Below are 13,649 nucleotides of genomic sequence, written 5' to 3'. Positions count from 1 at the left end.
GCATCAAAAATAAATCCGCCCGCAGATTGATCTCTGCGGGCGGATTTTTCAACTCTATCGAAAACACCCAGGCTGAAAGCCCAACTCGATCACCTCGAGATCAGGCAGGTGCCGCCGGCTGCGCGATAGCGAGTGCAGATGGCTGCGGCCTCATCCTTCGAGCCGGCGACGACGCGGACGCGATAGTAGGTGCCTTTGCCGGCGATGTCGGCCTTGCGGATCTCCAGCGGATGATTGCCGATGATGCTGGCGAACTTGGCCTTGAGGTTCGCCTGCGACTTCTGCGCATCGGCTTCCGTCGGCAGGGATGCGATCTGCACACCATAAGCGCCGCCGCCTGCAGCGGAGGTGGCTGCCGGGGCAGCGGCAGCCGGGCTAGCCGATGCGACCTGCTTCGGCTGAGCCTTGGGCTGAGCTTGAGCCTGGGCTTCCTGGGCCGGAGCGGCCGTATTGGCCTTGGGGGCGGGCTCCGGACGTGCCGTTGGGACCGGGTTCGTCTTGACGACGCGGATCGGCGTGCTCTCGGCGCTGGCGGCATCGGTATTATCCGACTGGGCCGCTGCCGGGGCATTTGCCGGAGACGGGCGCGAACCGGTGGATGCGACCTGATTGTTCGCCGGCTTAGCCGCTGGGGCTGCCGTATCGGCAACCGGCTCGTCGCGCGGCACCAACGAGCCATCCGGCTTGACGATCATCGTGCGCACCTTGCGCGGCGAGACCGACGGCACCTGATCGTCGTTGTTGGCGGCGACGTTGGTGTTTCCACCATTCTGGTTCGGCAGCAGGCGCGGATCTTCGGTTTCACCGACCGGCGTCGACGTCACCTGATCGCCATCGCTGTCGTCAGGCGATACCGCCTCGGGAATCAGCGTCTTCTGGACGACGTCAACCGGCTGCTCGTTGGAGGAGACAAGCTCCTTCTGCTTCGGCGCCGCCGTACTATCGCCAGCGACGCGATCGTAGACGGCCTTGTCCTGATTCGGAACGACGGTGCCACCCGGATTTTCCGGAGCGACCTTTACCGGATCGCTATCGGCCGCAATCACGCGCGGCTCTCCGGAGAAGCTGGAAATCGGCGCGCCGTGACGGACCCAGCTGTAAGCGCCATAGCCACCGACGCCGAGAACAACGATGACGGCGGCAGTCGTGACCATGCCGCGCACGGAGCGGACCGGGCGACGGTTGGCGGCGGGGTTCAACGTCATCCTGGCGACGTTCTCGACAGGCGTCGCCGCCTCGCGATAGCTGCGGCGGAAGTCTTCTTCCAGCGCACGCTCGAACTCATCGAACTCCTCGATCGGCTGCTTTGCGACGGGCGCAGCAGGCTGGGCTGCCGAATTCTTGGACCAGGAAGCAGCGGCGGCAGCACCGCCAAGTGCGGCGGCAACGGCCGGCTTGATCGGCTCGGGTGCGGCTTCCTTGGCCGGCGCACCGAGCAGGCTCGCCATTTCCGAATCGAGATCGAAATCAAACTCCGGCGGAACAGCGATCGGCTCCTCCGGCTCGATCGCCGGCAGATGCGGAACATGCGACCCCTCGAAGGTCTCGACACGATCCTCCGTCTCGGAAATTTCCGTGGGATCGAACGGCAGAGGCTGGTCGGCCTCGAATACGGGCGCTGCCGTGGTTGCGGCAGGCGCAGCCGGCGCCGGTGCGGGTCGCATCGGCTGCGGCGCTGCGGCGACAATCACCGGAGCGGCGGGGCCTGGAGCGACCGGCGTTGCGCGGGAAAGGATCGGCTCTGCGATCGGAGCGGCCGAAGCCTGCTGATGAGCAGCGGGAGACTTTTCGGCTTCAGCGAAATCGAGGCCGGCAAGTTCCATTTCGATATCGGCCAGATCGAATTCGAAGTCCTGACCGGCAAAAGGATCCTCCGCGCCGAAGGTAATCGGCTTTGGCTCTTCATGCTGCGCGGCTGCCACGGGAGCGGCGGACAACTCTGCAGGCTCGGAAAACGGCGCACTGAAATTGCCGAAATCCGGCTCTTCCTTCGCTGCAGGCGCGTTGGCTCTGGATGGAACCGGATAGCGATTCACATCGGCCAGCAGAGCGTCGATCTCGGCGGAAAGCGCAGCCGGATCGGCCTTCGCGACCTTTGGCGGTTCTGGTGCACGGAAGACGGCCGCAGCCGGCTGGGATGCAGCAGGCTGCGAGACAGCTTCCGGAGCGCGCGGAGGCTCGACAGGATCAAACGCCTCGAAATCAAGGGCATCGTCGAACAGCGCTTCGTCAGACGTGGCTTTCGGCGCCGGCTGAGCAACAGCAGGCGCGACCGGCGGCGTGAACTGCTCCCGCGAGGCGACGGGCGTTGCCAGGGCAAAGTTGGCAAGCGGCAACCGTATGGTGGCGGCAGCGGATTGCGGCGTCGGCTTCGGCACTGGCGCAGCCGCCTGCGGCTCAACAGGCGCGGCCTTCGGCGCCGGCTGCAGAACCGGCGCGATCGACATTTCCAGCTCGTCGATCAGATCGCGAGCGCCGATCGTCGGCTTCACTGGAGCCACAGGCTGCGGCGCAAGTTCTTCGAACTTTGGCTCTTCAAACTTGGGTTCGGCCTGCACCGGCTCGGCGGAAAGCGCAACGTCTTCATGGCTCGGCGGCGACACCTGCTCGGCCGGAGCAGCGATGTCATTTGCCGGACTCATTCGCGGCGTATCGTAGCGCTCGAATTCGCGAAGAAGCTCGTCTTCCAGGTTGAAGGCCGGCTCCTGCCGTTGAGCCGCAGGAGTTGCCTGAGCAGCGGGGCGCGGCTCAAAACCCACGATACGAGCGAGTTCTGCGAGCGGATCATCATCCGCAAAGAACTCGTCGTTTCCGCTTGCGCGATACGCCAACTGTTTTTCTGCCATCACCCGTTCCACTCGCAAACACTACAGTTAATGCCAGCGCAATGTGGGTAAATGGTGACGTTTATCGCATTTCGTCCGGTGCTGCGGTCCCGGTTATACCAAGACCCGACTTCAAAACCGACGCGACAGCGTACACCAGCCCAAGTCTGGCAATGCTCAATTCTCGGTTCTTATCGTTAACAAAACGTAATTCCGGTAAATCTTTACCTTTATTCCAGTGTCCATGGAAGGAACTGGCTAGATCGTAAAGATAAAAAGCGATGCGATGCGGCTCCTGCGACTGTGCTGCAGCTTCGATGATTCGCGGGAATTCCGCAATCTTCGCGACCAACTGCAATTCAGCTGGATCGGAGATCGCGCCAATGACAGCCTTCGACAGGTCAAGCGAGGCGATGTCGAGGTCCGGGAAGGCTTCCTTGGCCTGACGGAAGACGGACATGCAGCGGGCATGCGCGTACTGCACGTAAAAGACCGGATTGTCCTTCGACTGCTCTGTAACCTTGGCGAAATCGAAATCCAGAGGCTCGGAATTCTTCCGATAAAGCATCATGAAGCGCACCGAATCGCGGCCAACTTCATCGACGACCTCGCGTAGCGTGACGAAATCACCCGAGCGCTTCGACATCTTCACCGGCTCGCCATTGCGGTAGAGCTTGACGAGCTGGCACAGCAGCACAGTCAGCTTCGCAGCACCGTCGGAAACGCCGCGAGCGACCGCTTCCAGCCGCTTGACGTAGCCGCCATGGTCGGCGCCGAGGATATAGATCATCTCGTTGAAGCCGCGGTCGAACTTGTTCTTGAAGTAAGCAACGTCGGCAGCAAAATAAGTATAGGAGCCGTCCGACTTGATCAGCGGGCGGTCTATATCGTCACCCACTTCCGTCGAGCGGAAGAGCGTCTGTTCGCGGTCTTCCCAATCTTCCGGCAGCTGCCCCTTCGGCGGCGGCAGCGCGCCCTTGTAGACATAGCCCTTGAAGGTCAGGTCGTTGATCGCGGTGCGGATCAGTGCCGCGCCATTGGCATGCAGGGTGCGCTCGGAGAAAAACACGTCGTGATGGACGTTCAGAGCCTCCAGATCTTCCCTGATCATCGCCATCATCGCCTCGATAGCACGATCCTTGACGATCGGAAGCCACTGCTCTTCCGTCATGCCGCGCAGCTTGGTGCCGAATTCCTTGGCCAGCGCCTCACCGACCGGAATCAGATAATCGCCGGGATAGAGGCCAGCCGGGATCTCGCCGACCTGCTCGCCGAGCGCCTCGCGATAGCGGATGAAGACGGAGCGCGCCAGCACATCGATCTGGGAGCCGGCATCGTTGATGTAATATTCCTTGGTCACTTCATAGCCGGAGAAAGCCAGCAGGTTCGCCAGCGCATCGCCGACGACGGCGCCGCGGCAATGGCCGACATGCATAGGCCCGGTCGGATTGGCTGAGACATATTCGACGTTGACCTTCTGCCCCGCGCCAAGCTTCGAACGGCCGAACTTCTCGCCCTCGGAAATCATCGTTGCCAGCAGCCGCTGCCAGTAGCCGACCGAGAGGCGGATATTGATGAAGCCCGGGCCTGCGACCGAAACCTCGGCGACGTCTGCATCTTCCTTCAGCTTGGCGACGATGATTTCGGCAAGCGCACGCGGATTCGTGCCCAGCGGCTTGGACAGAACCATGGCAGCATTGGTGGCGACATCGCCGTGTGTGGCATCGCGCGGCGGTTCCACGCCAATACGTCCGAAGTCGACTTCCGATCGCTTTTCTCGTACAATATCAATTTGTTCGAGAGCGTTCTTAATTCTTACTTCGAAGTCGGTGAAAAGGTTCATCATATCGTCCACGCATTAGCTTCGGAGAGCCGTTATCGGCCCGACGCCGCCGCTGCCTACCGCAAATCGGGAGTCTGGTCAAACAGGCGCTTGTGGGCGCTGATGGCGTAGGTGTCCGTCATGCCGGCGAGATAGTCGCCGACATGCCTTGCCTTGGGGGCGATCGCTAGGCCCGCAATATGATCGACCCAGTAATGGCTCTGCATCTCCCTGGGATTTTCCATATAGGCCCCGAAAAGGTCCGTGACGATCTGCGCCGCGCCGGCACGGATGCGCATGATGTCCGGATGACGGTAGATACGCTTGAACAGCATCTGCTTGATCAGCTTGTCGGTCTCAGCCATCTCAGGCGAGAAAGTCGCGATAATCCGGCCGGCAGCACGAATGTCGGCCACATTGCCCGGCTTGATTTCGGCGAGCGCCTGCTGTGAAACGGCGATCACGTCCTCAACCATGCGGGTGATCTGCCGGCGCATGATCTCGTTCGTGAAGCGGCTCGCCTCCAGATGCGGGTAGCGTGCCCTCACTTCAGCCATCAGCTTGGCGAGAAAGGGCACCTCCTCCAGCATATCGAAGGTCAAATAACCGGAGCGCAAGCCGTCATCGATGTCGTGCGTATTGTAAGCAATGTCATCCGCAATCGCGGCGACCTGCGCTTCAAGGCTGGCATAGGAGGCAATTTCGAGATCGTGGATCTCGCAATAATCGAGAATTGGCTGCGGCACCGGACCGCGGATGCCCTTACCATCAGGCGTCATCAATGGCCCATTGTGCTTGACGAGGCCCTCAAGCGTTTCCCAGGTAAGATTGAGTCCGTCAAAATCGGCATAACGGCGCTCGAGCTTGGTGACGATGCGCAGGGATTGGGCATTGTGATCAAAGCCGCCATAGGGCAGCAGCACTTCATGAAGCGCATCCTCGCCCGTATGGCCGAAGGGTGTGTGGCCGAAATCGTGAACAAGTGCCACACCCTCAGCCAGATCCTCGTCGAGTTTCAGGGCTCGCGCCAGGGCGCGGGCAATCTGGGCAACTTCGATCGTATGCGTCAATCGAGTGCGGTAATGATCGCCATCCTGAGCAATGAAGACCTGCGTCTTGTGCTTCAACCGACGGAAGGCGGTCGCGTGGACGATCCGGTCGCGGTCGCGCTGGAATTCGGAGCGTGTCGGGCTCGATCCTTCTTCGTACAGCCTTCCATGCGATTCCCAGGGATTTGTCGCATAGGCTGCCTTTTCCCCATACCCGAAACCCAATGCATGCGTATCAATCGTCATTATCAATCCATTCCGGCATTTGGCTCCCGCACCGCCATCGACGCGACAGTCGTTTCCCTGCAATCGGTCCCCGGCCCTGTCCGGCAATACGGACATATGCCCGCTCTTCGTACATTCCGGCCCATTGACGCCGCTTTGCAGCCTTCATACCTATAGACAAGAAAACAGCAAAATGGTGTGTGGCTCAACCACGAAACCATAGCTGTCAACGGCCTGACTTTCATGATAAAGGCTACGGATATCAGCCGTTTGAAAGTTCGACGGCTTATTATTGGTTCTCTCCGGATCTTGACCCCGGCAGGAGGAAAATATGACTGAGACAAGTGTTACCCTATCGGATGCTGCAGCCAAGCGAATCGCTGCTATCGTCGGCGCGGATGCCGGAAAGCGCGCTCTTCGCGTTGCCGTCGAAGGCGGCGGGTGTTCGGGTTTTTCCTATAAATTCGATCTCGTTGAAGGCCCCGAGGATGATGATATCGTCGTCGAAAAGGACAATGCGACCGTCCTGATCGATCAGTTGTCGCTGGTCTATATGGCGGGCTCGGAGATCGATTTCGTCGACAATCTCCTCGGCCAATCCTTTCAGATCAAGAATCCGAATGCAGTCGCAAGCTGCGGATGCGGCACCAGTTTCGCGATCTGATCCCTACCCTCTTTTTCCACAATTTGATGACCGGCCGGGAGCCTTCGCTCCGGGCCGGTTTTCATATGGGCTGTAGTCAAGCCGATCGGCTGCGGATACAACAGGGCGAAGCAAAGGAATGAGCCGCCCATGAAAATCGCCACCTGGAACATCAACGGCGTCAAAGCGCGTATCGAGAACCTCTGCCAATGGCTGAAGGACTCGAACCCGGACATCGTCTGCCTGCAGGAAATCAAAACGGTCGACGAAGGCTTTCCACGTCTGGAGATCGAAGCGCTCGGCTATCACGTCGAGACACACGGGCAGAAAGGCTTCAATGGCGTTGCGATTCTTTCGAAGACGAAACCGGATGAGGTGAGGCGCGGTTTACCCGGTGACGACAGCGACGAACAGGCCCGCTTCATCGAGGCTGTGTTCTCCGTTGAAGGACACGGCGCCCTGCGGGTCTGCTGCCTCTATCTGCCGAACGGCAATCCGGTCGATACCGAAAAATACCCCTACAAACTCGCCTGGATGGAGCGCCTGCGAAAATTCGCCTTGGATCGCCTGGCCTTGGAGGAGCCTCTGATACTCGCCGGCGACTACAACGTCATTCCGGAGCCACATGATTGTTTCGACCCGAAGGTCTGGGAGAGCGATGCCCTCTTCCTGCCGCAAACGCGCCAGTCCTTCCGTCAGCTCGAACATCTCGGCTTTACCGATGCGGTGCGCGCGACGACGGATGCAATCAAGCTTTATTCATTCTGGGATTATCAGGCCGGCGCATGGCCGAAGAACAACGGCATTCGCATCGACCATCTGATGCTGTCGCCCGAGGCTGCCGATCGCCTCACCGCAACGGCAATCGAAAAACATGTGCGCGCCTGGGAAAAACCGTCGGACCACGTGCCTGTGATCGCACATCTTGATTTCGCGAGCTAGTCCGTCCGCCTGCAAGCACACCGCGCGGCCTGAGCGACAACAGCGTCAGTAAAGCCGGCGCGATCAATCGGAGCCGGCAACGTCAAGCTGATGGGCCATGGAGACCGCGACGCGGCGGTCGTTCTCGTTGGCAACGGAGAATGCCTGCTCCTGCAGGTCTTCCATCCAGCTGCAGTCCTTCGGCTTGCACTTGTCCAGTGCCGCCGTCATGAAGGCGAGACCCCGGATGGATTGGCCTTCCTGGAACAGGATATTGCCGAAGACGGCCATGGCGCCGGGATGGCCGCTCTTGCGGGCCTGGTTCAGCCATTTCTTGGCCTGCTGAACATTGGTGGCGCCGCCCTCGCCGGACAGCATCATCTGCGCCAACTGGAACTGCGCCTCCGGAACGCCGAAGGTCGATGCCACCTGGAAATAGAGCTGCCGGGCCTGATTGAGGTCGATCTTCACCGGGCTGTTGGGAATGCCCGTCTTGTAGTAACTCGCGAGCGCCAGCAGCGCATTGATGAAGAAGCCGGTGTCTTCCGAGCCCGGTTCCACACCCTGCTGGGCGATCTCGCTATAGATCTTGAAGGCTTCGAAATCGTTCTGCGCCACCCCGTCGCCATCGGCATACATATTGGCCAAAGCCCAGCGTGAGCCGGTATGGCCTTTTTCGGCGGCATAACGATAGGCTTCGACCGCCTCTTCCTTCTGTCCGTTCTTGTAGGCCTTAAAGCCGAACTTGAAGAGATCGAACGGACCTGATTCCTTGGTGACGCCGGCATTGATATCGAATGCCTTGGCTTGACCCGCCAGCACCACCGCGGTGGCAAGGGACAGGCTGAGCATCATGACTCTCGCTGATATGAACTCGGACTTAAACATAACAGTCGATTTCTTTCGCTCCATTCGGACCTGTCACGGCACTTGCATAATCGCCGCCAGCTTCACGAATGTTTTCCCTGATGGCGCACGAGACTGGATCGTCCTTCGAAAAGGCATTTCCTGTGGCATCCAACCGATGCTGTTTGCCACAATTGCGAGCATAGCTTGCAATTATGTCCAAACCAGCATTTGCGCGGCCGCTATCGCATCTCACCATCGAAGCAGCGCCCTCGTTCGCCCTCCGATGATGGAACCCAAAGATCGGCCGGCTGACGACTTCCCTTGGCAGACAACGCGTTTTCGGCTGCGTCGGAAGCATCGCAGCTCCGATCCCGAATTGTTGCTTATGCCAAAGTGGAAGTTCACCCATCGACCGCTTACGCACTTTCTACAAGGCTTGCCCCTGTGCCCACGTAATCGCTGCTCCCCATTTGTGGCGGGAAATGGACAAATTGTAATCTGATCACGTGGCTGCAATGTCTTGAAATAGAGTGTTGCTAATTCGTCACAAAGATTTTATCGAACTTGAGATTTCTTTAACCATAAATCAGGCAAAAGCGGCGGTTTGCGTTCCGCCTTTTGCCGATCAGACAAAGAAACGTCGCGAGACTCGGAAAAGCTCGCGACGTTGATGACAAAGTGAAGGATCAGTCAACTAGCTCCTTCAATTCAATGGCTTATCGTCAGAAGCTGACTTTCACCGATGTCTGAAGAGCGGCGACCAAGTCATTGCCGAAGCTATAGGTCGCATCATTACCGTAGACGACACCGCCGCGTGTTACCGGTCCGGATTTGCCTGATGTCATGAGGCCGAGAGCGCCGCCGAAATTGAACTGAACATGCTCTGTCGCCTTATAGGCCACGCCCGCGCCGAGGGTCCATGTATCGGAATTCATGCCATAGCCATCGCTCGTACCGCGATCCCAGGTCAGGCTGACGGCGCCGCTCCACTTGTCATTGAACTTGTGTCCGACACCGCCGGTGATCGTCCAGCCGTCCTTGTACAGCAGGTCAAGCGAGGTGAGCTCGGTAGGGCCATTGGCTCTGCAGGATATGCTGCGCGTGGAGCTCGGGCAGAGCGCGATGCTCTGAAGGATGCTCCAGTTGGTCCATTTAACCGATCCGAAGGCCAGCCAATCAGGCGCTATACCGGTCTGTACCTTCCATTCCAGGGAGTCGGGAGCATCGGCCGAGCCGAAAACGGACGTTACCTTGCCACCGAAGCCGGGAACAACAGGCGGCGGCACCTCGGTCAGATCGACGCTACCCTTCAGGTTGTCGTATTTGACCCGGCTGTTGTAGACGAGGCTCGTGCGGAAGGCATATTCCGGAATTTCGTAGGCAATACCCGCGCGCCAGCCCCAGCCGTGACCGTCGATGTCAAGCGAACCCATGCCGTTGTAAATGGCTGAAATCGGAGCCGGAGTAGCGTAGACGAGGCGCGACTTGTAGCCGCTGACTTCCTGATAGAAACCGCCCCCGATCAGACGTAGCTGACCCGGACCCGCATCGAACTTGTACGAGCAGGTGGCCGAATAGTTGTTCGTGCGAACCTTGACTTCGGTTTCGTTATTGGCGCCGGCCCAATTTGCACCTTCGTTGAGGTGGCCGCCGAAAGGCTGCGAATAGTCGGCCATGCAGTCGAGATCATCGGTGATGCCAATCTTGAAAGCGGCATAGGGAACGGCGTAATTTTCCGCGGCGTCCGTCGAACGGCTACGGTTGTTAAGATTGCCGTCAGTCGGATTGATGTCCTTGGCGTTCTTCAGTTTACGGTCGGGCATGACGTAAGTAACGCCTGACTCGAACACATAACGGCCTTTGTCGAAAAGCAGATCGATATCATAGCCGTTACGATCAAGGCCGCCCGCAAAGGCAGCGGTGGCGAAAGACGAGCTGATAACGAGTGTGACTGCGCTCCTCAACGCAACAGAAAATGCCATTGTATCTCCCCCACATGTGCATTCAGTGGTTTGATTGTTGCGACGATCGCGTGAATTGGCAATGTGGCGCACAAAAGCACCGGCCATGTAAGAGAATGATTGATTTACGTAAGAAAACGAACGCCGCCTCTGAAAATCCATAAGTGTAGGTAATTTTTTCTTTCGAAATAGCATTTTTGGCCCCCGATAGATTCTCATTCTTCACAACAACAATTCTGTTACAATATGACAACAGTTTTGCTTTTCGAGCGTGTCCAGCAACTTTAGGGGTAATCTGTTTCGCCTGTGCGAAACTGGCGACGGATCTAGGGTGTTAGATCCCGTCAATTCTACCGATTCGAGAGAAATAAAACAAAAGGCACGCGGCGAACACCGCGTGCCTTTTTCGATTCCGGATCTCTACTTCCTCAAGCGAATCGCGCTTTCTCAGTTCCGCTTCTTGTGCTTTTCACCTTCGATCGCATGCATGTCCTAGCCGGCCTCGCTGACGCGGGCCAGCGCCACCTTGAGGCTGGACTGCTGCCCCTCGAGCTCACCGAGGCGCTCGCGCTCGGCGGCTACGACGTCCGGATTGGCATTGGCAACGAACTTGTCGTTCGAAAGCTTGCCGGCAATGCGGGCAATCTCCTGATCATTCTTGGCAATCGCCTTTTCGAGGCGCGCTTTCTCGGCGGAGAGATCGATGAGGCTGCCAAGCGGCAGGCAGACCGTCGCCTCGCCGACGACGATCTGAGCGGCACCCTTCGGTGCCGTATCGGCAAGCGAAACCGCTTCCACGCGCGCCAGCCGCTTGATGGCGGCATCGTGACGGAAGAGGCGCTCGCGCGTCAGGCTATTGGCGTCGACAACAACCAATGGCGCCGTCGCGGCCGGCGGCACGTTCATTTCCGAACGAACGGAGCGAATGCCGGAAACAAGATCGATCAGCCAATTGATTTCATCGGCGGCGACATTGTCGGCATAGGACGGTGCCGGCCAATCCGCATGGCAGATCAGGCCCTCACGTTCCTGCCCCTCGCCTGCCGTGTGCGCCCAGAGCTCCTCGGTCATGAAGGGCATGAACGGGTGCAGAAGCTTGTAGGTTTCTTCGAGAACATAGGCTGCGCAGGACTGAGCCTCCACCTTGGCATTCTCGTCTTCACCATTGAAGATCGGCTTCAAGAGCTCAAGGTACCAGTCACAGAACTGATTCCAGATGAAACGATAGAGAGCGCCTGCGGCATCATTGAAGCGGAAGCTTTCCAGCGCTTCGGTAACGTCACGCTCCGCACGCGCCAGTTCCGTCAGGATCCAGCGGTTTACGGTGAGCTCCGCCGCTTCGGGCACGAAATGCGGATCGCTCTTGGCACCGTTCATTTCGGCAAAGCGCGTGGCGTTCCAGAGCTTGGTGCCGAAGTTGCGGTAACCGGCGATGCGGGCCGGATCGAGCTTCACGTCGCGACCCTGCGCGGCCATGATCGCCAGCGTGAAGCGCAGCGAATCGGCGCCGTACTGATCGATCAGTTCAAGCGGATCGATGACGTTGCCCTTGGACTTCGACATCTTCTGCCCGTTCTTGTCGCGAACGAGAGCATGAATATAGACCGTGCTGAACGGCTCGACGGGATTGCCATTCTCATCCTTCATGAAATGCAGACCCATCTGCATCATGCGAACGACCCAGAACGGGATGATGTCGAAGCCGGTCACGAGGAGGTTCGTTGGATAGTAGCGCGCCAGTTCCGGCGTCTCGTCCGGCCAGCCGAGCGTGGAGAACGGCCAGAGTGCGGACGAGAACCAGGTGTCGAGCACATCTTCATCGCGCGTCAGAATTTCGCCGGGCTTGAAATTCTCCAGCAGGTCCTCGACATAAGCCTTCATCGGCCCTTCATGCGAGAGATAGTGCTGGATCGCGGCCTGCAGCGCTTCTTCCTCGGATTTTTCGACAAAGACCTGCCCGTCCGGGCCATACCATGCCGGAATCTGGTGACCCCACCAGAGCTGACGGGAAATGCACCACGGCTCGATATTTTCGAGCCAGTTGAAGTAGGTGTTTTCCCAGTTCCTGGGCACGAACTTGGTTCTGCCCTCGCGAACGGATTCCAGCGCGGGCTGCCCCAACGTCTTGTTGTCGACGAACCACTGTTCCGTCAGGCGCGGCTCGATCGGCACGCCGCCACGATCGCCATGCGGCACGGCATGCGTATGCGGCTCGATCTTGTCGAGCAGGCCCGCCTCTTCGAAGATACGAACGATGATCTTGCGGGCCTCGAAGCGGTCCTTGCCTTCCAGCTCGTCCCAGGCGCCATGCAGCGCTGCCGGATGATCGAGATCCTGGAGGAAGTCCTCGTTATCCTTGATGGTGATCGAGGCATCGACGTCCATGACGTTGATGGCACGCAGTCCGGCGCGCTTGCCGACTTCGAAGTCGTTGAAATCATGCGCCGGCGTGATCTTTACCGCGCCAGTGCCGGCGGTCGGATCGGCATAGGAATCGGCGACAATCGGGACCTTGCGGCCAACGATCGGCAGGATGACATGCTTGCCGACAATACCCCGATAACGCTCGTCTTCCGGATTGACCGCGATGCCGGTATCGCCGAGCATCGTTTCCGGACGCGTCGTCGCAACGACGATATAATCGCGCGTTTCGAATTCGGTCGGCTTGCCTTCCTCGTCAAAGGCGATCGGATGTTGATAGGTAACGCCGGGCTCCAGCGGATAGCGCAGGTGCCAGAGATTGCCCTTCACCTCGTGCTGCTCGACCTCCATATCGGAGATTGCCGTCAAGAGCTTCGGGTCCCAGTTGACGAGGCGCTTGTCCTTGTAGATCAGGCCTTCCTTGTAGAGCGTGACGAAGACTTCGAGAACGGCCTTGGACAGGCCCTCGTCCATGGTGAAGCGTTCGCGCGACCAGTCGCAGGACGCGCCGAGGCGCTTCAGCTGGTTGAAGATCAAACCGCCCGATTCGGCCTTCCATTCCCAGATCTTTTCAATGAAGGCTTCGCGGCCCATCTTGCGACGATCCGGCTGCTGGCGCTCGGCAAGACGACGCTCGACGACCATCTGCGTGGCGATGCCGGCATGGTCCATGCCCGGCTGCCAGAGAACGTCCTTGCCTCGCATGCGCTCGAACCGCACCATGATGTCCTGCAGCGTATTGTTCAGCGCATGACCCATGTGCAGCGAACCGGTCACGTTCGGCGGCGGGATAACAATGGTGAAGGTTTCCGCGCCCGGCTTGGCGTTCGCACCGGCGCGAAAGGCGTCGGCCTCATCCCATTTTTGGGCGATCTTCGGTTCGACGGTGGCGGAATCATATGTTTTGTCGAGCATTTTATGACCGGATCTAGA

The 13,649-nt window shown here is 58.9% G+C and carries 8 protein-coding genes; 2 read left to right on the top strand and 6 right to left on the bottom strand.

Annotated elements, in window-relative coordinates:
* Positions 1 to 89 precede the first annotated feature (89 nt).
* The 3 genes from I8E17_RS06145 to I8E17_RS06135 all read right to left on the bottom strand — a co-directional run bounded on the left by I8E17_RS06145 (position 90) and on the right by I8E17_RS06135 (position 5,942).
* Positions 90 to 2,846: an SPOR domain-containing protein gene (locus tag I8E17_RS06145; RefSeq protein WP_069611969.1), complete on the bottom strand. Its 2,757-nt coding sequence runs from the start codon at positions 2,844 to 2,846 to the stop codon at positions 90 to 92.
* Between the two features lie 61 nt (positions 2,847 to 2,907).
* Positions 2,908 to 4,668, bottom strand: a complete 1,761-nt coding sequence (gene argS, locus I8E17_RS06140) for an arginine--tRNA ligase (protein ID WP_069612287.1) — start codon at positions 4,666 to 4,668, stop codon at positions 2,908 to 2,910.
* A gap of 56 nt (positions 4,669 to 4,724) precedes the next feature.
* On the bottom strand, positions 4,725 to 5,942 hold the full coding sequence (locus I8E17_RS06135; protein ID WP_069611968.1) for a deoxyguanosinetriphosphate triphosphohydrolase: 1,218 nt from the start codon (positions 5,940 to 5,942) through the stop codon (positions 4,725 to 4,727).
* 310 nt (positions 5,943 to 6,252) lie between these two features.
* Here I8E17_RS06135 and erpA point away from each other — a divergent pair, with 310 nt between their 5' ends.
* Positions 6,253 to 6,585: an iron-sulfur cluster insertion protein ErpA gene (gene erpA / locus I8E17_RS06130; RefSeq protein WP_069611967.1), complete on the top strand. Its 333-nt coding sequence runs from the start codon at positions 6,253 to 6,255 to the stop codon at positions 6,583 to 6,585.
* A gap of 129 nt (positions 6,586 to 6,714) precedes the next feature.
* Positions 6,715 to 7,506 carry an exodeoxyribonuclease III gene (gene xth / locus I8E17_RS06125; protein ID WP_069611966.1) on the top strand — a complete coding sequence of 264 codons (792 nt, stop codon included), beginning with the start codon at positions 6,715 to 6,717 and terminating at the stop codon, positions 7,504 to 7,506.
* A gap of 63 nt (positions 7,507 to 7,569) precedes the next feature.
* On the opposite strand, the gene exoR is transcribed toward xth, so the two are convergent.
* From exoR to I8E17_RS06110, 3 genes are all read right to left on the bottom strand, one after another.
* Positions 7,570 to 8,373: an exopolysaccharide production regulator ExoR gene (gene exoR / locus I8E17_RS06120; RefSeq protein ID WP_069611965.1), complete on the bottom strand. Its 804-nt coding sequence runs from the start codon at positions 8,371 to 8,373 to the stop codon at positions 7,570 to 7,572.
* Positions 8,374 to 9,056: 683 nt separating this feature from the next.
* Positions 9,057 to 10,316 carry an OmpP1/FadL family transporter gene (locus I8E17_RS06115; protein WP_069611963.1) on the bottom strand — a complete coding sequence of 420 codons (1,260 nt, stop codon included), beginning with the start codon at positions 10,314 to 10,316 and terminating at the stop codon, positions 9,057 to 9,059.
* A 471-nt stretch (positions 10,317 to 10,787) separates the two neighbouring features.
* Entirely contained in the window at positions 10,788 to 13,631 is a 2,844-nt protein-coding gene (locus tag I8E17_RS06110) for a valine--tRNA ligase (RefSeq protein WP_069611962.1), read from the bottom strand.
* Positions 13,632 to 13,649 lie beyond the last annotated feature (18 nt).

Source organism: Rhizobium sp. AB2/73 (assembly GCF_020871915.1).
In the GTDB taxonomy this organism is placed as follows: Bacteria; Pseudomonadota; Alphaproteobacteria; order Rhizobiales; family Rhizobiaceae; genus Rhizobium; species Rhizobium dioscoreae.
This window is presented reverse-complemented; position numbering and strand designations above follow the sequence as displayed.

Bases quoted from the DNA above. Each gene is read 5' to 3' on its own strand.
- I8E17_RS06145 (WP_069611969.1), bottom strand. From the start codon at position 2,846: ATGGCAGAAAAACAGTTGGCGTATCGCGCAAGCGGAAACGACGAGTTC.
- argS (WP_069612287.1), bottom strand. From the start codon at position 4,668: ATGAACCTTTTCACCGACTTCGAAGTAAGAATTAAGAACGCTCTCGAA.
- I8E17_RS06135 (WP_069611968.1), bottom strand. From the start codon at position 5,942: ATGACGATTGATACGCATGCATTGGGTTTCGGGTATGGGGAAAAGGCA.
- erpA (WP_069611967.1), top strand. From the start codon at position 6,253: ATGACTGAGACAAGTGTTACCCTATCGGATGCTGCAGCCAAGCGAATC.
- xth (WP_069611966.1), top strand. From the start codon at position 6,715: ATGAAAATCGCCACCTGGAACATCAACGGCGTCAAAGCGCGTATCGAG.
- exoR (WP_069611965.1), bottom strand. From the start codon at position 8,373: ATGTTTAAGTCCGAGTTCATATCAGCGAGAGTCATGATGCTCAGCCTG.
- I8E17_RS06115 (WP_069611963.1), bottom strand. From the start codon at position 10,316: ATGGCATTTTCTGTTGCGTTGAGGAGCGCAGTCACACTCGTTATCAGC.
- I8E17_RS06110 (WP_069611962.1), bottom strand. From the start codon at position 13,631: ATGCTCGACAAAACATATGATTCCGCCACCGTCGAACCGAAGATCGCC.